This is a genomic window from Algoriphagus sp. NBT04N3, from assembly GCF_019443765.1.
Classification (GTDB): Bacteria; Bacteroidota; Bacteroidia; order Cytophagales; family Cyclobacteriaceae; genus Algoriphagus; species Algoriphagus ornithinivorans.
Map to the genome: position 1 here is coordinate 4649231 of NZ_CP048415.1, position 23218 is coordinate 4672448.

16 protein-coding genes are annotated in these 23218 nt (G+C 40.4%); 7 read left to right on the top strand and 9 right to left on the bottom strand.

The window, feature by feature from the left end; translation table 11 throughout:
- Positions 1 to 44 precede the first annotated feature (44 nt).
- Together lpdA and GYM62_RS20225 are read left to right on the top strand one after the other, a co-directional pair.
- Complete coding sequence (gene lpdA, locus GYM62_RS20220) at positions 45 to 1442, top strand: dihydrolipoyl dehydrogenase (RefSeq protein WP_219957740.1); 1398 nt, start codon at positions 45 to 47, stop codon at positions 1440 to 1442.
- Between the two features lie 81 nt (positions 1443 to 1523).
- Complete coding sequence (locus GYM62_RS20225; protein WP_144605423.1) at positions 1524 to 2297, top strand: Rossmann-like and DUF2520 domain-containing protein; 774 nt, start codon at positions 1524 to 1526, stop codon at positions 2295 to 2297.
- On the opposite strand, the gene GYM62_RS20230 is transcribed toward GYM62_RS20225, so the two are convergent.
- The 5 genes from GYM62_RS20230 to GYM62_RS20250 all read right to left on the bottom strand — a co-directional run bounded on the left by GYM62_RS20230 (position 2294) and on the right by GYM62_RS20250 (position 8394).
- A complete protein-coding gene (locus GYM62_RS20230; protein WP_219957741.1) occupies positions 2294 to 3148 on the bottom strand; it encodes a pirin family protein in 855 nt (284 codons plus the stop codon). The genes GYM62_RS20225 and GYM62_RS20230 overlap by 4 nt on opposite strands.
- Positions 3149 to 3216: 68 nt before the next feature.
- On the bottom strand, positions 3217 to 4512 hold the full coding sequence (locus GYM62_RS20235; protein ID WP_255590451.1) for a Zn-dependent hydrolase: 1296 nt from the start codon (positions 4510 to 4512) through the stop codon (positions 3217 to 3219).
- An 83-nt stretch (positions 4513 to 4595) separates the two neighbouring features.
- Entirely contained in the window at positions 4596 to 5594 is a 999-nt protein-coding gene (locus GYM62_RS20240; protein ID WP_370627647.1) for an acyl-ACP desaturase, read from the bottom strand.
- Between the two features lie 186 nt (positions 5595 to 5780).
- Positions 5781 to 6665, bottom strand: a complete 885-nt coding sequence (locus GYM62_RS20245) for an SMP-30/gluconolactonase/LRE family protein (protein WP_219957742.1) — start codon at positions 6663 to 6665, stop codon at positions 5781 to 5783.
- Between the two features lie 4 nt (positions 6666 to 6669).
- Positions 6670 to 8394 (bottom strand): alpha/beta hydrolase-fold protein, encoded by a 1725-nt coding sequence (locus tag GYM62_RS20250; protein WP_219957743.1) that lies wholly within the window; start codon positions 8392 to 8394, stop codon positions 6670 to 6672.
- 168 nt (positions 8395 to 8562) lie between these two features.
- Here GYM62_RS20250 and GYM62_RS20255 point away from each other — a divergent pair, with 168 nt between their 5' ends.
- The 5 genes from GYM62_RS20255 to GYM62_RS20275 all read left to right on the top strand — a co-directional run bounded on the left by GYM62_RS20255 (position 8563) and on the right by GYM62_RS20275 (position 15279).
- Positions 8563 to 9810, top strand: a complete 1248-nt coding sequence (locus GYM62_RS20255; RefSeq protein ID WP_219959501.1) for a dipeptidase — start codon at positions 8563 to 8565, stop codon at positions 9808 to 9810.
- A gap of 147 nt (positions 9811 to 9957) precedes the next feature.
- Positions 9958 to 11649 (top strand): T9SS type A sorting domain-containing protein, encoded by a 1692-nt coding sequence (locus tag GYM62_RS20260; RefSeq protein ID WP_219957744.1) that lies wholly within the window; start codon positions 9958 to 9960, stop codon positions 11647 to 11649.
- A gap of 164 nt (positions 11650 to 11813) precedes the next feature.
- The gene (gene clpB, locus GYM62_RS20265; RefSeq protein WP_219957745.1) at positions 11814 to 14435 is read left to right on the top strand and encodes an ATP-dependent chaperone ClpB; all 2622 of its coding nucleotides are present in this window, start codon (positions 11814 to 11816) and stop codon (positions 14433 to 14435) included.
- 95 nt (positions 14436 to 14530) lie between these two features.
- Positions 14531 to 14713 (top strand): CPXCG motif-containing cysteine-rich protein, encoded by a 183-nt coding sequence (locus tag GYM62_RS20270; RefSeq protein ID WP_219957746.1) that lies wholly within the window; start codon positions 14531 to 14533, stop codon positions 14711 to 14713.
- Complete coding sequence (locus GYM62_RS20275) at positions 14713 to 15279, top strand: pyridoxamine 5'-phosphate oxidase family protein (protein ID WP_219957747.1); 567 nt, start codon at positions 14713 to 14715, stop codon at positions 15277 to 15279. The genes GYM62_RS20270 and GYM62_RS20275 overlap by 1 nt, the downstream gene beginning before the upstream one ends.
- On the opposite strand, the gene GYM62_RS20280 is transcribed toward GYM62_RS20275, so the two are convergent.
- From GYM62_RS20280 to GYM62_RS20295, 4 genes are all read right to left on the bottom strand, one after another.
- Complete coding sequence (locus GYM62_RS20280) at positions 15276 to 17453, bottom strand: DUF5916 domain-containing protein (RefSeq protein WP_219957748.1); 2178 nt, start codon at positions 17451 to 17453, stop codon at positions 15276 to 15278. The two genes, GYM62_RS20275 and GYM62_RS20280, sit on opposite strands and share 4 nt — an antisense overlap.
- A 21-nt stretch (positions 17454 to 17474) precedes the next feature.
- Entirely contained in the window at positions 17475 to 19862 is a 2388-nt protein-coding gene (locus GYM62_RS20285) for an outer membrane beta-barrel family protein (protein WP_219957749.1), read from the bottom strand.
- A gap of 150 nt (positions 19863 to 20012) precedes the next feature.
- Positions 20013 to 22199, bottom strand: coding sequence for a cation:proton antiporter (locus GYM62_RS20290; protein ID WP_255590452.1), 2187 nt, complete (start codon positions 22197 to 22199; stop codon positions 20013 to 20015).
- An 8-nt stretch (positions 22200 to 22207) separates the two neighbouring features.
- Positions 22208 to 23164: a calcium/sodium antiporter gene (locus GYM62_RS20295; protein ID WP_219957750.1), complete on the bottom strand. Its 957-nt coding sequence runs from the start codon at positions 23162 to 23164 to the stop codon at positions 22208 to 22210.
- Positions 23165 to 23218: the final 54 nt, after the last annotated feature.

The following is a 23218-nucleotide window of genomic DNA, read 5'->3' on the forward strand; positions in this document are numbered from 1 at the left end:
TTGTACTTAGTACTTGATACTTGGTACATAATACTTGATAAAAAATGTACGACGTTATAGTAATTGGCTCCGGCCCGGGAGGATATGTGGCAGCGATTAGAGCTGCTCAATTGGGCATGAAAACAGCCATTATTGAAAAATATTCAACATTGGGCGGAACATGTCTCAATGTAGGTTGTATTCCTTCCAAAGCTTTACTTGACTCCTCAGAGCATTATCATAATGCTGCCCATACTTTCAAAACTCATGGTATTAATTTGAGTAATCTGAAAGTGGATTTGAAGCAGATGATTTCCAGAAAGGATGATGTGGTCAAACAAAATGTGGATGGGATTCAATTTTTGATGAAGAAGAATAAAATTGATGTACACCACGGAATGGGTTCTTTTGTAGATAAGAATACCATCAAAGTGACTAAAGAGGATGGTAATTCTGAAGAGATTCAAGGCAAAAATATCATTATAGCTACAGGTTCTAAACCAGCTTCTTTGCCTTTTATTAAGCTGGATAAGGATAGAGTGATTACTTCTACCGAAGCTTTGAAAATGAAGGAAATTCCAAAGCACTTGATCGTGATAGGCGGTGGTGTGATTGGAATGGAACTAGGATCCGTTTATGGTAGAATGGGAGCCAAAGTTTCTGTGGTTGAGTTTATGGATTCTTTGATTCCTTCTATGGATAAGACTATGGGCAAAGAGCTTCAAAAGTCTTTAAAGAAATTAGGCTTTGAGTTTTATTTGAAGCACAAGGTGACTTCTGTAGAAAATAAAGGAAAAGAAGTAATCGTAAAGGCTGAAAACGGAAAAGGAGAAACCATCGAGATCAAAGGCGATTATGTTTTAGTTTCTATTGGGAGAAAGCCATATACTGAAGGCCTGAATGCTGAAGCTGCTGGTGTCAAGTTGAATGACAGAGGGCAAGTGGAAGTGAATGAGCATTTGCAAACTTCCGCCTCACATATCTATGCTATTGGTGACGTAGTTAAAGGTGCTATGTTGGCTCATAAGGCTGAGGAAGAAGGTACCTTTGTTGCAGAAACAATTGCCGGTCAAAAACCACATATCAATTATAACTTGATCCCGGGAGTAGTCTATACCTGGCCGGAGGTTGCTTCTGTTGGATATACCGAAGAGCAATTGAAGGAAAAGAGTATAAAATATAAGTCAGGGAAATTTCCATTCATGGCATCAGGTAGAGCAAGAGCCTCTATGGATACGGATGGCTTGGTCAAAGTCTTAGCTGATGCAGAGACCGATGAAATACTGGGAGTACATATGATTGGACCTAGAACTGCAGATATGATCGCTGAAGCAGTGGTTGCGATGGAGTACAGAGCTTCTGCAGAAGATATCGCGAGAATGTCCCATGCTCACCCTACTTATACTGAAGCGTTTAAAGAGGCCTGTTTGGCGGCTACTGATAATAGAGCCTTACATATATAAGATTGAAATTGATTGAATAAAGCCATTTCTCTTTTGGGAAATGGCTTTTTTATTTTGCCTAAAAAATAGCTTAATTCCGTCATGAAGTTCAAAATAGCCATTTTAGGAGCAGGAAATGTAGCCTGGCATTTAGCTCCGGCCTTGGAGGATGCAGGGCATATGATTACGGAGGTTTATGCCAGAGATATTGAGAAGGCTGGGAGAATCACTGAGCGAGTTTATGCAGCAGAAGCTAAAGAGGACTTGGATTTTTCGGAAAGTGAAGCTGAGATATTTATTCTGGCAGTAAAAGATGATGCCATACTTGAAATTGCCGATTCAGTTATTTTGCCAGAGGGAAGTATTTTGGTTCATACTTCCGGAACTACACCATTGGATATATTAGGTTATAGCTCAGCTACCTTTACTGGAATATTATATCCATTGCAATCCTTCACCATGGGACAAAAAATGGATTTGTCAGAAGTCCCTTTTTTATTGGAATCTGATGATCAGGAGGTATTGCAAAAGCTAAAAAAGCTGGCAAAAAGTATTTCTAACTTAACTTATTTGGTGAGATCCAAAGATAGAAAGGCAGTGCATGTGGCAGCTGTTTTTGCTAGTAATTTTTCAAACCACATGATCAGAATTGCTGAGGAAATAATGAGAAGGCAAGGCTTAGATTTCGAAATGATCAAACCTCTAATTATTGAAACTATCTCAAAAAGTTTACAGATAGGGGCTCAAAAAGCGCAAACTGGTCCTGCCATTCGGGAAGATTATGAAGTTTTGGAAGACCATCATCGCTTTTTAAATTACAATGAGCAAATCGCTGAAATTTATCGGCTGATCTCCCAAGACATTATAGATTCTTAACCATTCCAAGAACCAAATTTTCCTTGCTGGTAATCTTCATAAGCCTCATAGATCTCTTGCTGAGAATTCATGACAAATGGTCCTTGAGCCACAACTGGCTCATTGAAAGGCTTAGCATGGCCTAAAATTAGAATTGATTTTTCATGAGCTTCCACGGAAAGAGTAGATTCTTTATTTTCAAATTCTACCAAATGTCGGAATTGAACTTCTTCTTGATTGACTGTTACCTCACCGCGAACCAAGTAAAAAAAGATATTCTCATCTTCAGGGATCTCCTTAGTAAACTGGCTGCCGTCTTCTAAATAAATGGTGCTCATGGTAATAGGGAAAGTACCTTCAAAAGCGCCATTTACACCATTCCATTCACCAAAGAGTTGCTGCACCTGAATTTTACCTTCGCTCAGCTCAAAGGTTGGAATTTCATCTTTCTGCAAGCCAACATAATTCGGATCCATCATTTTTTTCGCAGCTGGAAGATTCAACCATAATTGCAGAATCTCCAAGTCACCACCTTTTTTCTTGAATTCAGAGCTAGAAACTTCAGCATGTATCAAGCCCTTCCCAGCAGTCATATACTGAACTCCTCCAGGCCCAATTACTGATTCATGCCCGCTAGAATCCTTATGCATGATATCACCTTCCAAAATGAAGGTTACTGTTTCCATTCCTCTATGTGGATGAGGTCCAAACGGTAGACCTTGATTATGCTCAGGGTATGTTTGAAATCCATGATGATTCAAAAACAAAAAAGGATCTATCATTTGTAAAGACCGCGTCGGCATAGGACTATATGTAACTAGGTCTGCGATAGGTCTATATTCTGATTTGTGTATTTTTTTGATCTTTCTCATAGCTAATTAATGTATATACATGTAAATGGAAAAAGCCCTAAAAAAGTTTAGTGAATTGCTTTTTTTGATTATTGAAGCTTCTTGTCCAGTTCTAAAATGGTGTAAAGAAGTACGTTGGCGCCATTGGCAATATCCTCCTTGCTGGAGAATTCAGAAGGTGCATGGCTAATTCCATCTTTACTTGGAATAAAGATCATACCCATGGGAGCAATTCTAGCCATTTCTTGAGCATCATGGCCAGCTCCACTCGGAAGGCTTAGAGTTGAAAGTCCCAGTTTTTCTGCTTGAGCCTGAATTACCCTTCTGACCTCTGGGTCAGCTAATGCTGGTTTGGATGCAACCTCAATATGTTTGGAATTAAACTCAACATCAAATTCCTCTGCTATACTCTGGGCTTGCTTTTCCAGGTCCTTATAAATAGTCCAAATTTTTTCTGAAGAGAGATCCCGCATTTCTAAATTGAGCTTAACTTCTCCTGGTATTACGTTGCCAGCTCCAGGGAATGCCTGAATTTTTCCAACTGTTGCTACCTGTCTTCCTTCGTAGGATTTCACAGTTTGGTTTACCGCTAGAATGAACTTTGCCGCTGCCAGCATAGGGTCTTTTCGAAGATTCATTGGAGTAGTACCGGCATGATTGGCAAATCCTGTAAAAGTGATATCCCACCAGTCAATGGCTACAATTCCTTCCACCACACCAATGTCTTTCTTTTCATTGTAGAGATTCGCTCCTTGCTCAATATGTAATTCTAAAAAAGCCGCCAAATCACCCGGATTTCTTTTAATTTCATTGATTCTGTCAGGATTCCCTCCTAATTTTTTGATGCCCTCATATTGAGTGATTCCTGCATTACTTACTACTTGTAGTGCCTCTTTACTCAATTGGCCTACCAAAGCTCTACTTCCTACTACTCCACCTTCTTCATTGGTAAATATGATTACTTCCAAAGGATGTTTAGTGGTAACATTATTTTCAGCTAAGGTCTTGATAACTTCAATGGATGACATCGATCCCACAGGTCCATCGTAATCTCCTCCATTAGGTACTTCATCTATATGCGATCCAAATGCAATGGGCTTTAAAGTATCATCTGTTCCCTTTTTTCTTCCAATAATATTTCCTGCAAAATCCACGGAAACACTCAGGCCTGCATCTTTCATCAGACTGATAACATATTCCCTAGCTTGTAGATCATATTCACTGTATGCAACTCTATCCGTTCCCCCTTTTTCATTTTTTCCATAGGTGGAAAGCTGCATTAATGAGGCATGAAGTCTGTCTGAATTGATTTTGAATGACTGCGCATAGCTTATTTGTAAACAAAACAGCAATAAGAGAGTCAGTGGAAATATTCTTTGAATCATAAGTTTAGCTTTTTGAAGAATAGAAATATACAAAAAAAGTCCTGCCGTAAAGACAGGACTTTTATTCGTGGTTTTGGCATTAATTATTTCAACCAAGCTAACTTCACCTCATCAGGTGCTTTCATTCGGTCTGCCAATCTCATATATCTATCTGCAAGATTTGATAAGTAATCTTGTGCCTTTGCGGCCATATCATTTAAGCCGGTTACAGCTTCAACTTTCCAGTGATCCACCAAGTGCTGAATGATTCTAGCATAATCCCAGCCTGTGTAGATTCCTACTTTTTGTGTGATTTCAGAGAAATCTTTGTACAAAGATTGACGGCTTCCACCTTCTCCCATTAATACTGCCGGCATGACAATTTGCTTGCGCATCATTTTTTCGAAGGCTACCATAGCGCCGCTAGGATCTATTTCAAAAATTTTAGACATGAAGGTTTTATAAGCCTTTTCATGTCTTGCTTCATCACCCGCAATAGTTTTACAGATTTTTGAAAGCACATGATCTCCTGCTTTATCGGCAAGTTTACCTGTGTTTACGTGGGAAATCTTAGTAGCTCTTTCCTGAAAGGAGGTATAAATCATAGCCTGATATGGATCAGATTCAGATTTTGGGTCAAATCCATTCGAAATCAGACGGTGGATGGTTTGCTCTACTGCCTTCATATCCACTCTTCCTGTTAGGTAGAGATATTTATTTAAAAGATCACCGTGACGGTTCTCTTCTGCAGTCCAAGCTTTTGACCATCTTACCCAACCTGAAGGAGAAAGAAGGTTTCTTTCTTCATTGATTCCTTCTAACAAATTAAAATAAGTCTGATAGGAAGGTAATGCCTCTTCAGTGATCATGTTTCCTACCAGAGAAGTCAAAACGGTATCTGGAATCCCTTCCGCCCGCATCTGTAATAGTTTAATGTCTTCAATCGCTTCTGGATTGGACATATCTGGAAGAAAATCAGATGGCTGCCAACAGTCATCGGGATCAACCAGCACATTATCCACAGCATCACCGACGATGGCATCCAGCTGGGAAATGACTTCCATGTTTTTTTCCAGCTCGTAATTGATAGGTTTTGAACTCATAATATTCGGGTTATTGATTCTTTTATTTATTGCTAATTAGAATCGTTATAAAGGTAAGGACAATAATGCAGAATCGGCACGGAAAAACTCTATTCCTTATTTGAGTTTCCATGAGTGGATTTTAAACTACTTAGAGAAGAAAAAAGGAGCTGATTTTACAGCCCCTTTGACCTTTAAAGCTATATCTTAATAATCCAATTTATAAGCTACTACCTTGTTTTTGAAGAAGGTAGGGATATATACGATCATTTCTGATGGATTGTATCCAATGTCTGCTGTATTGGATTCTTCAGCTTTGGTATCTAGTAGGATGCTTTGGTCTTCAGCGCTAGCAAACCATACTTCACCTTGCCATCTTGAAGCCACAAAGTTTCCGTCTCCTAAGATCACCAATCCATCTCCTCCTGTTACCGCATTGTTGACCACCTCAGCGGTACCATCTGCATTCCATTTCTTCAAGCCAGATGCATCCAAACCATAGATAGTTCCATCATTCGCAACTGCAATACCATTGATACTGTCATGTCCTTTTGAGATGGTGCTGATTTTCCCATCAGCATACATGTGAACTTTTCCAGTATTCATGTCTGTGAAATAAACTTTACCATCATGAGTAGCCACATCATTCAGGAATTGAGCTCCCTGAACAGGCCACCTGTTGGAAACTTTCGCCGTTGCAATATCGATTTCGACTAACTGATCAATATCTGTGACATACAATTTTCCATTACTGATGCCCATTCCTTTTGGAGCATTCAGTCCAGTGACCCAATCTTGAGTTACAATATTTCCTTCATTGTCAATAATTGAAATTGAACCTTTTCCATCTTTACCCAATGGATCTTGGCCAATAATGTTGGAGGTATAAATTGTACCTGTCGCCTCGTCGTAAAGAACTGATTCCACTGTCTCTAGTGTGGCAGGTGTTTCCCAAAGTTTGGTGAGCGTTGGTGTTTTTACCTCCTCAATTACTGCAACTTCTTCGGTTTCCTCGGTTTTCTGTGGTCCGCATTGTGCAAATAAAAAGCTTGCTGATAGGCCAAGTAGGCCAAGTTTGATAGTTGATTTCATTTTTTTAATTTTTGGTTAGTGTCCAGTTTTGTTGATTAAAATTTGATGGAGCTGTAGATTTCAGTCTTTCCTCAATTTTATCTAAATACATGGTGTTGTAGCGAAGACGAGTGATGTAATTGGGAAGGCTTGGATCACCATTCCAGCAATGTTCAGCTCTATCCCCATAGGCTACTTCTCCAGCATAATAAGGATCTTGAGTTTGCTCCAAAAAAGCTTCAGTGAGGTAAACTGCATTATTGAGATAATAGTTATCCATATCACCACAATAAATATTGATTTTTCCCTCCAATTTTGGTCCGAGCTTTTTCCAATCTCTTTCCATAATATATCGGAGGTCGAAATTTTCCTTCCAATAAGCCGCTACCCCAGGATTAATTTCGCCGGTCTTTTTATTCCAAATAGGCTCGGGATAACCATCATTACCTACAGGAGAATATACCGCTTGCCATATGTCAAATTGATCTCCTGAGCGGCTATTTTCTCCACCAAGAGCCAATTCTTTATGGTTCATATCCTTTAACATAGCAGATACATGGCCTAAATAGTTCCTTTTGCCAACTCTAGGAGTTTTTCTGAACGTCCCATTTAAGAAATACGCATTTTTATCCTCATATAGATTGACAGTGGTGTATGCTCTAAAATCTATAGGGTCAGGGCATGCTGCAAAACAGCCATTGTATTCCTCCGGATAAAATACCTGAGCGGCCAAAGCCTCCCATCCACCCGTGGATCCTCCATATAAAAACCTAGCCCATCCTTCACCTATTCCCCGGAATTGCTTTTCTATAAAAGGAATCAATTCATAGGTGATCGCATCTCCATATGGTCCCAAATTCTCTGAGTTAACAGCATAACTGTCGTCGTAATATGGATTAGCATGTTGGATTTCTATGATAATAAATCGCTTGAAGTCCGGTGAAATCCACTTTTGGTAAAAATCATAGGCTTCTTGCTGCTGAAGTTTGGCATAACCATATATTCCAAAGCGAGCACTGTAATCATCTTCTCCCAATTCCGGATCAGGAGGGATGGTTCTGAATCCTCCAAAATCATCAGGAAAATGCCCATGGAAAACCATCAGGGGATAATATTGATTAGGGTTTTGATCAAACCCTTCAGGAATCAAAACATGAGCGCCTAAATACATGTCCCGACCCCAAAATTTGGAAAGTAACTCTGATTTGATTTTGATATGCTTGATGTATTCTGTGTCTTCGGGTTCTTGAACAGGTGGAATTTCCTGGTCAATAGTCAGGCTGAGATTCTCTCCGTCCCAAAGGACTTTTTTCGGAGTGCTGTAAATATTTTTTGGAGCTCTTGCCCATTGGCGGCCCTCTCCCTGATCCATGGGAAGTTTTACAGTGTGGCCATCAGCGCGTTCAAAAGTTTCATGTTTTTGAATAAAAGCCTGAACGTAATATTCTCCTTTTGGGAAATCCTTGAGTTGCTCAATAGGATATCCAAAGCTTTCTGGGTCTAGAATGATAGGATTGCCTGCTTCGAAACCTTCGAAATCCATCCCAAAAACTTGATTGCTACTCACTTCATCATTGATTCCGAATCTTGGTTCGGGAGTACTGTCCGGAGAAAAAATAACTAGAAGTCTACCGTCTTTTAGCTCTTGCTCCAACTCTGAAGCGATGTCAACTTGAATGGGTGAGTTATACTTCTCCGAACAAGAGATGATTAAAATTGAAATGACAAAAATGTAAATGGCTTTTTTCATGGTGCTGATATTGGTTAAATGTAATTTACGATAATTCAATTGATTCTTTGGATTTTTATAATTCTGAGCTTAGAAATCAATGATTCTTTGGCTGGTTTAACCATTGGTGGATTTTTTCTGAGTCATTCTTCAAAAGGTTTTATATTCCAATTTGAAACCAACCTTATGATGAAAAAATACCTGAGCTTTCTCGCATTTGCGGCGATTCTATCCTCTTGTCAAACTTCTGAAAACACAGAGGTGGATTACACTCAAATGTCCGATGAAGAACGATTGGAAATTGCTAAAGAAATAGCCCAAAACACCATCATGGTAGATGGTCATGTTGACTTGCCTTACAGAATGAAGGTGGGAGGATTTACTTTGCAAAGAGAGATTCTGGATGTTTCTGTTAGAACCCCTGACGGAAATTTTGATTTTCCGAGAGCAAAGGAGGGGGGCTTAGATGCTCCTTTCATGTCAATTTATATCCCAGCCGGAAATCAGCAGATCCCAGGAGCTTCCAAAGCATTGGCGGATTCCTTGATTCTCATGACAGAGCGACTAGCCGAGACCTTTCCGGATAAATTTGCCATGGCTTACAGTCCTGCGGATGTAGAGGCCAACTTTGCCAAAGGCCTAGTCTCATTACCAATGGGAATGGAAAATGGAGCTGGTTTGGAAGATGATATTTCCAACGTGGAGTATTTTCATCAGAGAGGTATCCGCTATATCACTTTGACCCATGGGAAAGCAAATTTGATCGGAGATTCCAGTTATGATTCATTAAGACCTCACGGCGGGCTGTCTGAATATGGAGAGCAAGTAGTCAAGGAAATGAACCGAGTGGGGATCATGGTGGATTTAAGTCACGTTTCCGATGAAACATTTAAGGATGCCTTGGCAATAACCCAAGTTCCAGTAATCGCCTCGCATTCTTCAGCTAGAAAATTTACCCCTGGGTTTGAGAGAAATATGAGTGATGAATTGATTCAGGCTATGGCCAAAAACGGTGGAGTGATGATGATCAATTTTGGTGGGAGTTTTATTGATTCTGCTTATGCGGCGGGCTCTTCCAAAGTGCGAGAGCATTTAGTGAACTATATGGCTGAAAATAATCTAAGCAGAAGCGATTCTGCTTTCAGAGCATATGCGGAATCTTATGCAGCGGCTAATAACCCTTTCCCTTCTGTTCAGAAAGTGGCTGACCATATTGACCATGTAGTTAATCTGGTAGGAATTGATCATGTAGGCTTTGGCTCTGATTTCGATGGGGTAGGCGACTCGTTACCCACTGGTTTGAAAGATGTCTCCATGTTCCCCAATTTGATTGCAGAACTTTTGAAAAGAGGCTATTCTAAAGAGGATATTGAGAAAATTTGCTATAAAAATATCTTCAGAGTTTGGCAGGCAGTAGAAGATTATGCGAAAAAGTAGCCTCCTTATTTAGTCTGAACTTTCGAATTTATTTCAAGCACCTCTCCATACGAGAGGTGTTTTTTTTATTATTTAGTAATTAATCCAGAATAGAATTACTCCTCGTAGCTATAACTGACTGAACCTAAAGTTGAATAGTGAAAGAGGATGAAAAAAAATATACTTAAAAGTTATTTATTGATTTTTGGTCTTAGCCTTTTGGGGTTTAATCCTGCATTTTCACAAACACAACTCAAAAGGACAAATACCATCAATGCCTGCGTTAGAGAATATTTTTTTGGGACACCTTCTTCAGACGAATTTGTCATCGTAGCCTTCCTTTGTAATAACGGAGGAGTTACGAATAGCTGGAGACCACCTCAGGGTTTAACTGAGTTGACTGAAATGCTGGTAATCGCAGGTGGTGGAGGCGGAGGTAAGCGAAGTGATTCCGGGAATAGAGGAGCCGGTGGAGGTGGAGCTGGTCAGGTCATTCATATCACGAATCCCAATCAATTGCAATTTCAAGTCAATAATGCTGAAGAGCAAGGGCAACCTTTGAGCATTTCAGTTGGATCTGGAGGTCTCGGAGCAACTTTGATTAATGTTCGGGCGCAAAATGGTGAAAACAGTACAGTATCAAGCCCAAGTCCAAACTTTACCAATAGAACTGCGATAGGTGGCGGGGGCGGTGGAAGTGCTAATTCTGCTATAGAGGGAAATAATTCCAATTATAATGATCAACGCCGAGGTAATCGAGGAGGCTCTGGAGGAGGTTCAGTAGGATCTTACGGAACGGGAGCTTCAGATCCCATTTTTGGTGGAGAAGCAGTAAATTCTGCTTTTGGAAACCCAGGTGGTCGTGGTAGAGGAAATACCTCCGTGACCGGTGGTGGTGGCGGAGGCGGAATTGGAAGCCCCGGAGGAGAACCTGACAACAATAATGCCGGTGGGGCAGGAGGATTGGGAAGAGGTTCATCTACTGGCTTTTACACTAATCTCTTACCAACAGGTTTGCCAGCAGAAATCCCTAGAATGTTTGCCGGTGGAGGTGGTGGAGTAGCAGGTAACCCGGGCTCAGGAGTGGGTGATGCTGCACCAGGAGGTTCTGGTGTAGGAGGTAATGCAGTTGTCTCAGGAAATGGCCAGCCCGGTCGTGCTAATACGGGTTCTGGAGGAGGAGCTGGTGGAAGCAGTTCTCCTTTTAATACTTTCACGGGTGGTAGAGGAGGAAGCGGAATAGTGTTGATTCGCTATGATTTTGCCAGAATTCTGCCGGTGGAATACGGTTCATACGCTTTGGAAGTTAACGAACAAAAAAGAAAGGTTAGCTTTAAATGGTCTACACTGAAGGAATATGAAAATGATTATTTTCAGATACAAAGGTCTATCAATGGAGTAGATGGTTTTGAAGTAATCGGGACGGTTCAGGGTCAAGGCTTCACTAACAATGTTACTAATTATAAATTCATGGACGAGTTTCCACCATTGTATTCTGACCGACTTTATTATCGCTTGGTGCAAGTAGATTTTTCCGGGAAGAAGAATGTCGGAAAGGTATTATTAGCTCAGCTAGCCACTCCGGCTTCTCAAGTTTCCAAATGGCAAGCATTTCCGAATCCTGTAAGAGGATCTAATTTGAGAGTTTCCCCAACTGAAAAAAATCTCTTAGAAGGAAACGAGATCTCGGTTCAGCTTACACATACTGCTGGCCGATATTCTTCAAGTTTCCAGGCCAATTCAATTATGGAACTGAATAGATTAATTCAGCAGGAACTGGATAGCCTACCAACAGGGGTCCTTTTGCTTAAATTAACCAATGCGCAGAACACTGAAGTGATTCGAATTCTAAAGGAATAGGGATCTCTTTCAATGACAAAATTTCCTATTTTTTCAATAAATACATTCTTTTTCAGACAGATTGGCTGAAAAATCCTATTGGCGATACTTTTGATGCAAGGATATTAGCTTGTCTATTTTCAAAATAGAAAGCGGTAAACTTGTAACTAAACCACTATCAATACATGGATTTTAAACAATTCACCATCAAGTCTCAGGAAGCTATCCAAAAGGCCGCTGAGCTGGCAATTGCCTCGGGGCAACCCTCCATTGAAACGGCTCACTTGCTGAAAGGGATATTTTCCGAAGATGAGAATGTTACTGAGTTTGTTTTCAAAAAACTCGGTGCCAATAAACAATTAGCTTCTCAGAAGTTGGAAGAGTTATTAGGGAAACTACCAAAGGTTAGTGGGGGAAATCAACAGCCCTACCTTTCCAACTCTGCAAATCAGGCTCTCACAAAAGCAAAGGATTACCTCAAAACTTTTGGAGATGAATATGTGGCAATAGAACACCTGCTGCTAGGAATTTTAGCGGGTTCAGATTCCACTGCACAATTGTTGAAAGATCAGGGTATTGCTGAAAAGCCTCTGATTGAAGGTATCAAAGAACTTAGAAAAGGAAATAAAGTGACTGATCCTAACGCTGAAAGTAAATACAGGGCTTTGGAAAAGTATTCCAAAAACCTGAATGATTTAGCCAAAAAGGGTAAAATCGACCCAGTAATTGGCAGAGATGAGGAAATTCGTAGAGTGTTACAGATTCTGGCAAGAAGGACTAAAAACAACCCGATCTTATTGGGTGAGCCCGGAGTAGGTAAGACTGCTATTGTGGAGGGACTAGCTCAACGAATTGTCTCGGGTGACGTACCTGAAAATCTCAAATCTAAGACCTTGATTTCTTTGGATATGGGCTTGCTTGTGGCAGGTGCCAAATACAAGGGGGAATTTGAGGAGAGATTGAAGGCTGTAATTAAAGAAGTGACCGATTCCGACGGAGAAATTATTCTCTTTATAGATGAGATTCATACGCTGATTGGAGCCGGAGGTGGAGGCGAAGGAGCCATGGATGCGGCCAACTTATTGAAGCCTGCTTTGGCAAGAGGGGAGCTGCATGCGATTGGTGCGACCACTTTGAAAGAATATCAGAAGTACATCGAAAAGGATAAGGCATTAGAGAGACGTTTTCAAACGGTGATCGTGGATGAACCTGATGCGGCAGATGCAATTTCTATCCTGAGAGGTATCAAAGATAAATATGAATTGCACCATGGTGTAAGAATCAAAGACGATGCAGTAATTGCTGCTGTAGAGCTCTCCCAACGCTATATTTCAGATCGATTCCTGCCGGATAAGGCTATCGACTTGATGGATGAGGCTGCGGCCAAACTGAGAATGGAAATTGACTCATTGCCTCAGGAACTGGACGAATTGAATCGGCGAATCATGCAGCTCGAGATTGAAAGAGAGGCGATACGGAGAGAAAAGAACAAGGATAAGGAGGCTACTTTGAGTAAGGAAATAGCCGAGCTATCCGAAAAGCGTCAGTCCGTAAAGGCCAAATGGGAAAGTGAAAAGGCTGTGATTATGGGTATTCAACGGGAGAAGGAGAATATCGATAAATTCAAACTTGAAGCTGAACAAGCAGAACGTGCTGGGGATTTTGGGAAAGTTGCAGAAATCCGATACGGTAAAATTGTCGAATCCGAGAAAAAGCTGGAGTCTTTCCAAAAACAGCTTAATGAAATGCAACAAGGTTCTCCCCTACTAAAAGAGGAGGTGGATAATGAAGATATCGCATCTGTAGTATCTAAGTGGACTGGAATTCCAGTTAGCAAGATGATTCAATCTGAGCGGGAAAAATTACTTCATTTAGAAGATGAGTTGGGTAGAAGAATAGCCGGACAAAAAGAAGCCATAGCTGCACTTTCTGATGCCGTTCGTCGGAGCAGAGCTGGCTTACAGGATCCGAAGCGTCCAATTGGTAGCTTTATCTTCATGGGTACCACAGGAGTCGGTAAGACTGAGCTGGCGAAAGCCTTGGCAGAATATCTCTTCAATGATGAAAATGCCATGGTGCGGATCGATATGTCCGAATATCAGGAAAGGCATGCCGTCAGCCGGCTAGTGGGAGCACCTCCAGGATATGTGGGATACGATGAAGGTGGACAGTTGACTGAAGCCGTCCGAAGAAAACCTTACTCCGTAATTCTACTAGATGAGATTGAAAAAGCCCATCCAGATGTGTTCAATATCCTATTGCAGGTTTTGGATGATGGTAGGTTGACAGATAACAAGGGTAGAATTGCCAACTTCAAGAACACGATCATTATCATGACTACCAATATAGGTTCTCATTTGATTCAGGAACGCTTTGCGGAAATGGAGGAATGGAATAAGGAAGAGGTTTTGGAAAAGACAAAAGCCGAGGTTTTTGATTTACTGAAAAAATCTGTCAGACCAGAATTCCTCAACCGAATTGATGAAACGATTATGTTTGAGCCTTTAAATAAAAAGATCATCCGTAAGATCGTGGATATCCAATGGAGAGAAATCCAAAAGCGATTATCTGAATCAAATATCGAGATAGAAGCTACCACTGAGGTATTGGATTATCTAGGTGAAGTTGGATTTGATCCGCAGTTTGGTGCAAGACCTCTAAAGCGAACTATGCAGCGATTGATTTTAAATGAACTTTCCAAGCAGATATTAGCAGGCTATATTAAAAATGACTCCGCAGTCTTGGTGGATTTGGATGCAGACAAACAAGTCTACTTCAAAAATGTAGAGGCATCTGTTGAAGTCTAATTCAATCGAATGGAAAATGACCTCGGATTTAGTAATCCGGGGTTTTTTGTTTTAAACTCTAATTCCTTTTTAGAAGTTAATTAAAGAAAAGCACTATGATCGAGCACTTTTTTCAATGTCCTTATTGCTTCGAAGAAATTTCCATGCTCCTAGACCCATCAGTTTCGCGGCAAGAATATATAGAAGACTGTGAAGTCTGTTGCAATCCGATTCAGATCAATTTAGAATTGGAAGAAAATGAGATTGTTTATATTGAAGCCAACTCAATCGAACAATAATGCTATTTCAGGATAAAGACACCAAAGATGAAATCTGGCAAGCTGTCAAACATGAATTGCATCGTGGTGCGCTGGATGCCAAGCACCCATTCCATTGGGTGAATTTGGGGACGGTTTCTAATGATTTTCCTTCTGTTCGGACTGTAGTTTTAAGAAAGCTAACCGAGGAGCTTCACTTTTTTGTTTATACAGATTATAGATCTGAAAAATGCTCAGATTTGAAGCAAAACTCCCATGCGACGCTTCATTTATATCATCCCAAAAAGCAGGTACAAATCAGAGTGAAAGTACAGACCATCCTTCATTTTCAAGATGAAATGTCGAATAAATCATGGCAAACTATTCCAAGTCACCGAAGGTCTGAATATACTGGGGATCAAGCTCCGGGAACTAAGATTTCGAGCCCAGATGATGGCTGGAAGGAAGGTGACTCCAGTGTTCACTTTTTTACGGTTTTAGAGTTTGTTCCTCAAGAAATAGAGGTTTTACAACTATCCAGAAATGGACATTTAAGAATCGTTTTTAATGAAGAAAATGAATGGGAAGGTAACTGGTTGACTCCCTAAACATTCCACCAATAGGTGAATTTCAAAACAATTGATCGGTTTTTGGTATAGAAAGGGGCTGGTAAATAATTGTCGGTATAGACTATAAACAAGTCTGAGGCCGGCTTAAATCTCCATTGAAACCTAGTGTTTAGGTTGATGTTTTCAATCTGTTCATTGTACTGAACGAATGCCGTGAAAAAGACTGTATTGGTCATGGTAATATCCAGTCTAGGACCTACTAGCCAAAAATTGGTTGTATTCCAAGGCTCTGGAAGAACAATCCTGTTGTAATTGGTGCTCATTGCGATGCTGACAAAAGGCTGGAATCGATATCCCAATTCGCTGCTAATATTAAATCGATCCCCATCGGCATAATAACCTCCTATTCTGGTGGAAAAACTGTAAGTAAAAAGGCTTTGGGGTTTGGAGTTATACTCAGCTCCCAAGCTATTCCATTTGTGTATAGATCCAGCTGGAAGAGTTTCTCCGGAGAAATTGGTCGGATCAAAGGGACGTTGTAGTCTCACGAAATCATGGCCCATCCGGACCGTTAGGTTACTTTGGCTTCTCCATCTCACACTGTATGCGGCATTAATGATTTTATCTGTTTGTTGACCGGTAGTATTGAAGAAGAATGTAGTCCCTACATCAGGACCATGAGAAAGGATTTTTTCACTCTTGGGAAACCAACGATATCCTACTGTCGGGCTAATCTTGTAAAATCCATTCCTAGGCACGAAACCAACTTCCGCAGTATAATTTTCAGAGACATATTCATGTTGCCAGTTCCAACTGAGATTACCTGAAGCATACCTGAGATTCGCCGCATGAACAAATCCTTCTTGTGTTCCATCTGGCCCAAAGCTTTTAAGAACCATGGCTTTTCCGGTCCAGAGATTGTTTGAGGAGGCCAAGTTGTATTCCAATCCTGCATTTCGGTTGAACTGGCTATATAAAGGTTGCTCCGATTTGGGATCCGGATCATAATTCAGAGATTGCTTGTTAATCAAAATACCAGTGATATTGGATCGTGCGCCTACCTGTCTTTGCAAGGCTAAAACTGTGAAGTTTTGAGAAGGAAGGCCATCTGATTCCACTTCCCCTGTTTGCATATTCATAGCTCCGATTCTCCAGTCTTTATTAATTTTCCCACTGAGTCGGGCTCCAAACTGAATTGGGGCATTTAAGCCTATCCTTCTTGAGAAAAATGGCCTAATTGTACTGTAACCGAAATTTGCGAACAGGTCTCCATTTTCAAGAAAAAACTGTCTTCTTTCAGGAAAAAACAATTCAAATCTATCTAGGTTGGTTACCTGCCTATCCACTTCTACCTGAGAAAAATCCGGGTTGACAGTAAGGTCTAAATTTAAAGAAGAGGTCAAAGCAATCTTGGCATCCATCCCTACTTCTCTTCTGTAAATATTGCCGCTTTCAGATTCAAAATCTCGGGCAACTCCTCCCAAGGCATAAGGAATGATGGATACATTAGCTCCTGCTGATGGCGGAGGGTTATCCCAGACTAATATTCCAGTGTAAGCTAAAGATGCGGACGGGAATTGTCTGGGGACAGGTGCCCAGCCTGATTTTTCTGTAGCCTTCAAATCAAGCCTGGAAAAATTGATTCCCCACTCTTTGATTCCTTTCTTGTAACGAATGGATTTAAATGGGATCGCTGCCTCAAATATCCATTTGTCTTCATAATTTTTGACTTTGGAAGTCCATTTATTGTCCCAACTTAAATCCACACTCCCACCATTAAACATAATCCCGTCCCATTGTGCTCCTGCGGCATTTGCTCCAAACGTAAATCCATTGGTCTGATCATCAAATGGGTCCATGAAGAGTAAAAAGTTGTCATTTTTTCCAAATGAAAAATCTCTACGAAGCGATTCTACCATGTATGGCCCCTCCATCAAATGATGATTGACTACAATGATGTATAAATTTTGCTCATCGTAAGTCATTCGCACATCCGTTTGAACTTGCGCATAGCTAGTATCCATCGGGGTAATCATGAAAAAGTTGGTAGCTACTTCTGCCAATTCCCAGGCTTTTTCATCCAAAACCCCGTCGATGGTAATAGGAGAAACAGCCTTTTGGATAGGAAGGCGATAGGCTGCATTGATTTTTTGAGCAAAACAGACTGAGTTGGCAAAGGCTATTAGAAGGATGGAAATTATAAGTTGACGCATTACGATTGTTCCAATTCAGGCTTATGGCTTTAAGCGATAGCTAAATGTTAGATTTAATTGTCTTCGGATAAATTGAGAATCACCCTCTGTGTAGAAATTGAAGCCTTCAGTAATGTAGCGGTTCCTTCTGGAGTTGAATATATCATTGGCAGTAAATATCAATCTTCCCCGGTCTGCTAAGATTTGTTTGCTGGCAGAAAAATCCATGAAAAATATTCCTTTTCTGACCCCTTGGGCAGTTTTTTGACGGGCATCATAATTTGATCTTACTTGAAGATCCCAGCCATTTTTGAGTGTAAATCTGGAGGTTTGCCTGGCTAAAAAAGAGGAGGTTTTAGCTTGAAATTCGGTCTGAATATTACTTCCGTCTATGGATGCATGGAAAAAGTTTAGATTTAGATCCAATTTCCACCAGGATATGATTTTATAGTCAGCACTCAACTCCAGACCAAATGCTTGCTCTCCAGTAAGGTTGAAAGGTAAGGTGACTGAAAACCCTTGTTCATCCACCGTCCTGATTCTTTCTATTTTATCCTTGGTGTCTCTGAAGTATGCGGTTGTAAAGAGTGTTCCTTTTTCAAAGTACTTGATATGGCCTAGCTCCAAGGCATCGGTGAATTCAGGGTCTAAATCTGGATTGCCACTAAAAAAGTTTCTTTGATCAGAAAAAGTGACATATGGGCTCAAATCATTGTAGACAGGGCGTCTAACCCTTCTTGAATAGCTCATTTGAAGAGCATTTTCCTTAGAAATATTATAGATTAGATGGGCACTAGGGAATAAGTTTGCATAGTTTCTTGGGTTTCTTTCATTGGTTTCTGAAAGAATGGTCTCTACATCGGTGTACTCCGCCCTGATGCCCGCCTGATAGCTCCAATCGCCACTTTTGTTTCCCAAAATCGTGTAAGCTGCAAGAATATTTTCATTGTATATAAAAATATTATCCAAACCAGGAATTGGATTTAATTGACCGCTTTCGTTCTCTTCGGAGACAACAAAATCATTTTTCATTTCCCGAAAGCTAGTTCTGAATCCGGTTTCAAACTTCCCTTCCGCTGAAATGGGCTTTACATAATCCAACTGAAGGAGGTATTGATTTTCATACTCATCGTTCAAGGAGGTTTGAACTAGAGAGTTTAATGGCTGATTATTACTATTAAATCTATTTTCGGTAAATAACTGATCAGAATTTTCCCAATAGTTCAAATAAGTGAAGTTTGCATTTAATTCATGTCCTTTCTTTTCAAAATTCCGCTTGTAGTTTAAAGAGATTTCAGAATTCGGCTCCTGTTCTGTTTCATCTTGCCTTCTTAAGCTATAGCCTAAAAAATTATTCAGACTGTTTAGATAATCCTCATACCGTATGTCTGTAATTCTTCTCGCATCACTCCTTCTCCAGAGATAAGAAAGAGTCAATATGCTTTTTTCATTGAAGAAATAATCCAAACCACCCCGTATCGAATTATTGAAGCCTTTGACCTTACCGGAATTATTTTGGATTAAAATCTGAGTTTGTCCATTTTCATATACTTCTTGATAGAGTTCACTCACATAAGGCTGATGCCTTCTTGCAAAGCTGTAATTGACAAACCAATTGATCCTTTTTTTGCGATAATTTAGGTTTGCGGAAAATCCTAAATTCAAAGGAGTCCCTCCAATCACTTCAAAAGATCCATTAATTCCTTGCTGATTGTCTTTTTTCAGAATGATATTGATGACGCCAGCCATTCCTTCGGCTTCATATCTCGCTGACGGGTTGGTGATCACTTCCACCCTTTCTACCATGTTGGCCTGTAATTGTCTGAGTCCTGCGGCTCCCTTAAAACTGACTAATCCAGATGGTTTGCCGTCAATTAAAATCCTGACATTCGCAGATCCTCTTAGACGGACATTTCCTTCGGGATCGACTGCAACTGAAGGTAGGTTCATGAGGATATCTGAAGCTGTTCCTCCTGCATTTGCCAAATCCTTCCCGACATTGAATATCCTCTTGTCCAGAGATAGTTCCATGAATGTTTTTTCGCCCTGGACTAAAACTTCTTCCAAATCAGACGCAGAAGGAGACAGCAAAATTTCTCCTAAATCCAATGTGTTGTTGTTTTTTTCTAACGAAAACAAGCTGGTTTTTTTCGCTTCAAAGCCCATAAACTCTACAAGAGCATAGAATTTTCCATTTGGTAGTTCAATGGAAAATTTGCCATTATCACTTGTAATTCCTCCCCCAATTAAACTATCCTTCTCCGAGTAAATAGCAATGGTAGCAAATGGCAAGGCTTTTCTTGTACTTTGATCGATGACATTCCCTTTGATTTTTCCAGTATTTTCCTGCGCAAAAAGTGGAAAGGAAAGCAAAAGGATTATCAGGAAAAACGAAAAGTTCTTCCCAAAAAAGGGTGAAAACGAGAACATAGGTATAGGCTGAGTTTATTGTTTCAAGTTAAAACAATAGCCCCATTTGAAAAATGAAATTTATTTCTGTGGTGAAAAAGTGGCATCTATAAACCAAAAACAAATAATAATTCCATGGTTTTCAAATTCTTGGTCTTTCCGAATTTGGAATTAGTTAGACTTGGGGGTATTCCCTTTTTGATTTTTCCCTTTTTTAAAAATCTTATTTACAGCCTGAGAAATTAATTCCATCTGATCCAAAGGGCCAGGAAGGGTGCTGTGAAGAAAATCCATAGCAGGAAAAGAACCTGAGAATGGTTGATTAGGATAAACTAGTAGAAAGCTTTTTTCTTTCAGCCAGCGGTTGACTAAATCCGGCAAGTCCTCCATTTTGGGATGATAAGAATGGTTACCCTTTCGACTTAAAATCAAGATTACAAAATCATCTTTTCTCAGTTGGATATGGAGATTTTCTGGTTCCTCCCAACCGGCAAATTCTCTAAACTCTATTCGGATAGGATTATTAGCCAGAATTTCCTCTATGTATTCTCTGGATGGTTCAGAAACATAGAAAATCATTCTTGCATGAGAATTTTTTGCCAGATTCCAAATTTTAATCAGCCAAAAAGGAAAACCTAACTCCTGCTCTGCCTTCGGTGGAATGACCACTAAAATCCTTCTTTGGCTGGAAAAAGGGCTGAAAGGGCGATAGATATAGGTAGTCGTGTTGACTTTATTCAATAGCCCTTGGGTAAGATTACCAAGAAAAGACTCATCAAATGGTTGCTGCACGTGTAATCCTAAGATTAAATCAGTCGCTTTATTTTCATAAACCACACTGGAAATCCCTTTGGAAACATCCGTGTCGTATCGGAGCAATTCATACAAGTTATGATCCGTAGCGGCGGCCCTTTCACTGGCCTTATTGAGCGTTTTTTGGGCTTTTACCTCAGCATTGCTGTCCTGCTGTTCCGGATTGATAATACTGAGGGCATAAATCCCGCTTTTAGAGTCTGGAGATTTGAGATTGATTGCTAAGTTGATTAATTCCTCTGCGGTCTCCTCATTTCTGACAGGAACCAAAAATCTCTCAGGTAAATCTGCCACATTTTGGTCAGACAAATCACTTTCACTGATGACGATTCCCTTAGCTCCTCTTTGAGCTTCTATGGACGCAAGTGTACAGGTAATTAATATCATCACGATAGTGCCATTTAAGACACTTTCAGGAAGAAGTCGAATGGCGTTTCCGGCATCGTCAATTCCAATAATTAAATTATAGCCGATCAATACTGCAGCTAAAGTGGCAGCAGCTTGGGCATTGCTTAGTCCGAAGATTATCCTTCTTTCGTTTGCACTGTAATTGAAGATTTTTTGTGTACCTAAGGCAGCCAGATATTTGGCTAAAGTGGCTGTAACGGTCATGACAACGGCTACCTTGATAGTTTCCTCATCCTGAAAAAACACCCTGAAATCCACCAACATTCCTACTCCAATCAAAAAGAAGGGGATGAATATGGCATTGCCTACAAACTCCACCCGATTCATTAATGGCGAGGTTCTTGGAATTAAAGGGTTGAGAGCTAACCCAACCATGAATGCGCCAATGATTCCCTCCAGGCCAGCCATTTCAGCCATTAATGCTCCTGCGAAGACCAAGCCTAAAATGAACACATATTGAAGGATGGCATCCTCATTAAATTTCAAGAACCATTTGGCAAACCGGGGCATTACCCAGAGAACGATTGCAGAAAAAATCAGCAATGAAACCATTAGCTTGATCCAAAAAATGCTATCTACCTGCCCTTTACTCATGCCAACAATTACAGCCAAAATCAATAAGGCTAAAGTGTCTGTAATCAATGTTCCCCCAACAGCTACCGTAACAGCACGATTTTTTGTGATCCCCAGCTTTGAAATAATCGGATAAGCTATGAGGGTATGTGAAGCAAACATACTTGCCAACAAGACGGAAGAAATCATGGACAAATCCAAGAGATATAGTCCTACCCAAGTACCAAGCCCCATGGGTATCAAAAAAGTCAACATTCCAAAGACCAAACTTTTTTTGCTATGAGATTTAAAGTCTTGAAAGTCTATTTCCAAGCCTGCCAAAAACATTATATAAAGCAAGCCAGCTGTGCCGGAGAGGATAATTCCACTATCTCGCTCCATCAATCCAAACCCTTTGGGACCAACGATAGCTCCGGCGACAATTAAGCCCAGAAGTGGAGGGATTTTAAGACGGGTGAGAAGAAGGGGCGCTAAAAGAATGATGACCAGAATGATCAGGAATTTCATCCCCGGATGGGTAATCGGAAGGCTTAAATTCAAATCAGCGAGTAACATCATGCTCATGCGTATAATTAAATTTCTCCGCTAATCAGGAATCCGGTGTATACCAGATATGCCAAGAGTAGCAATAATGCCTCCCATTGATCCAACTTTTTTCTTTTGCCGGTAAACATGGCAAGAAATAGAAAGATGGTTCCACCGCTCAATAAAAGTATATCCATATTAAATGATGGGTTATACTCCAGTGGGCGAATGAGGGAGCTTACGCCTAATATGAGTAAAAGGTTGAAAATATTAGACCCTACTATATTGCCAATGGCTATATCTGCATTTTTCTTCATTGCAGCTACAACAGAAGTTGCCAGTTCGGGTAGGGAAGTACCTGCTGCCACGATGGTTAAACCAATGATTTTTTCGCTTACTCCCAATGTCTGAGCCATACTGACTGCATTATCCACCACCAACTTGCCTCCTCCAACTAGACCCGCCAAACCTAAAACAATTAGACTCCAAATTTTCAGATTTGAGTAAGGAGGGATTTCGCCTGACGTTGCTTCCGGGTCTTGTTTCAACTGGGTAGCCACATAATAAAGAAATGCCAAGAAAAAGGCCAATAAAATCAAGCCTTGGGTTCTCCCTAATTCAAAGCCCGAATCATAAAAGAATGAACCTACGAGAACAGGTATCAATATGGCCGCAAAAAGAGAAAAGGGAATTTCTTTCCAAACTGTACTGGATTGAACAGCAAGGGGAGTGATTAGCCCTGCTATTCCCAGAATCATGAAAAGGTTAAAATTATTCGAGCCGATCACGTTGCCAAAAACTATTTCAGGATAGTTTTCTGTGGCGGCAATGGCATTTACAATCAATTCGGGAGCAGATGTACCAAAGGCAACGATGGTTAAACCAATGGCTAAATCAGAGACGTTTTTTTTCTTGGCAAGTACGGATGCTCCATCCACCAACCAATCGGCACCCTTTACCAGTAATACTAAACCTACCACCAAAAGAATCAGAGAAATTACCATAGTAAACTGAATAAAGGGTTAAAGATTCTTTTGAATATTTCCGCAAAAATAGAA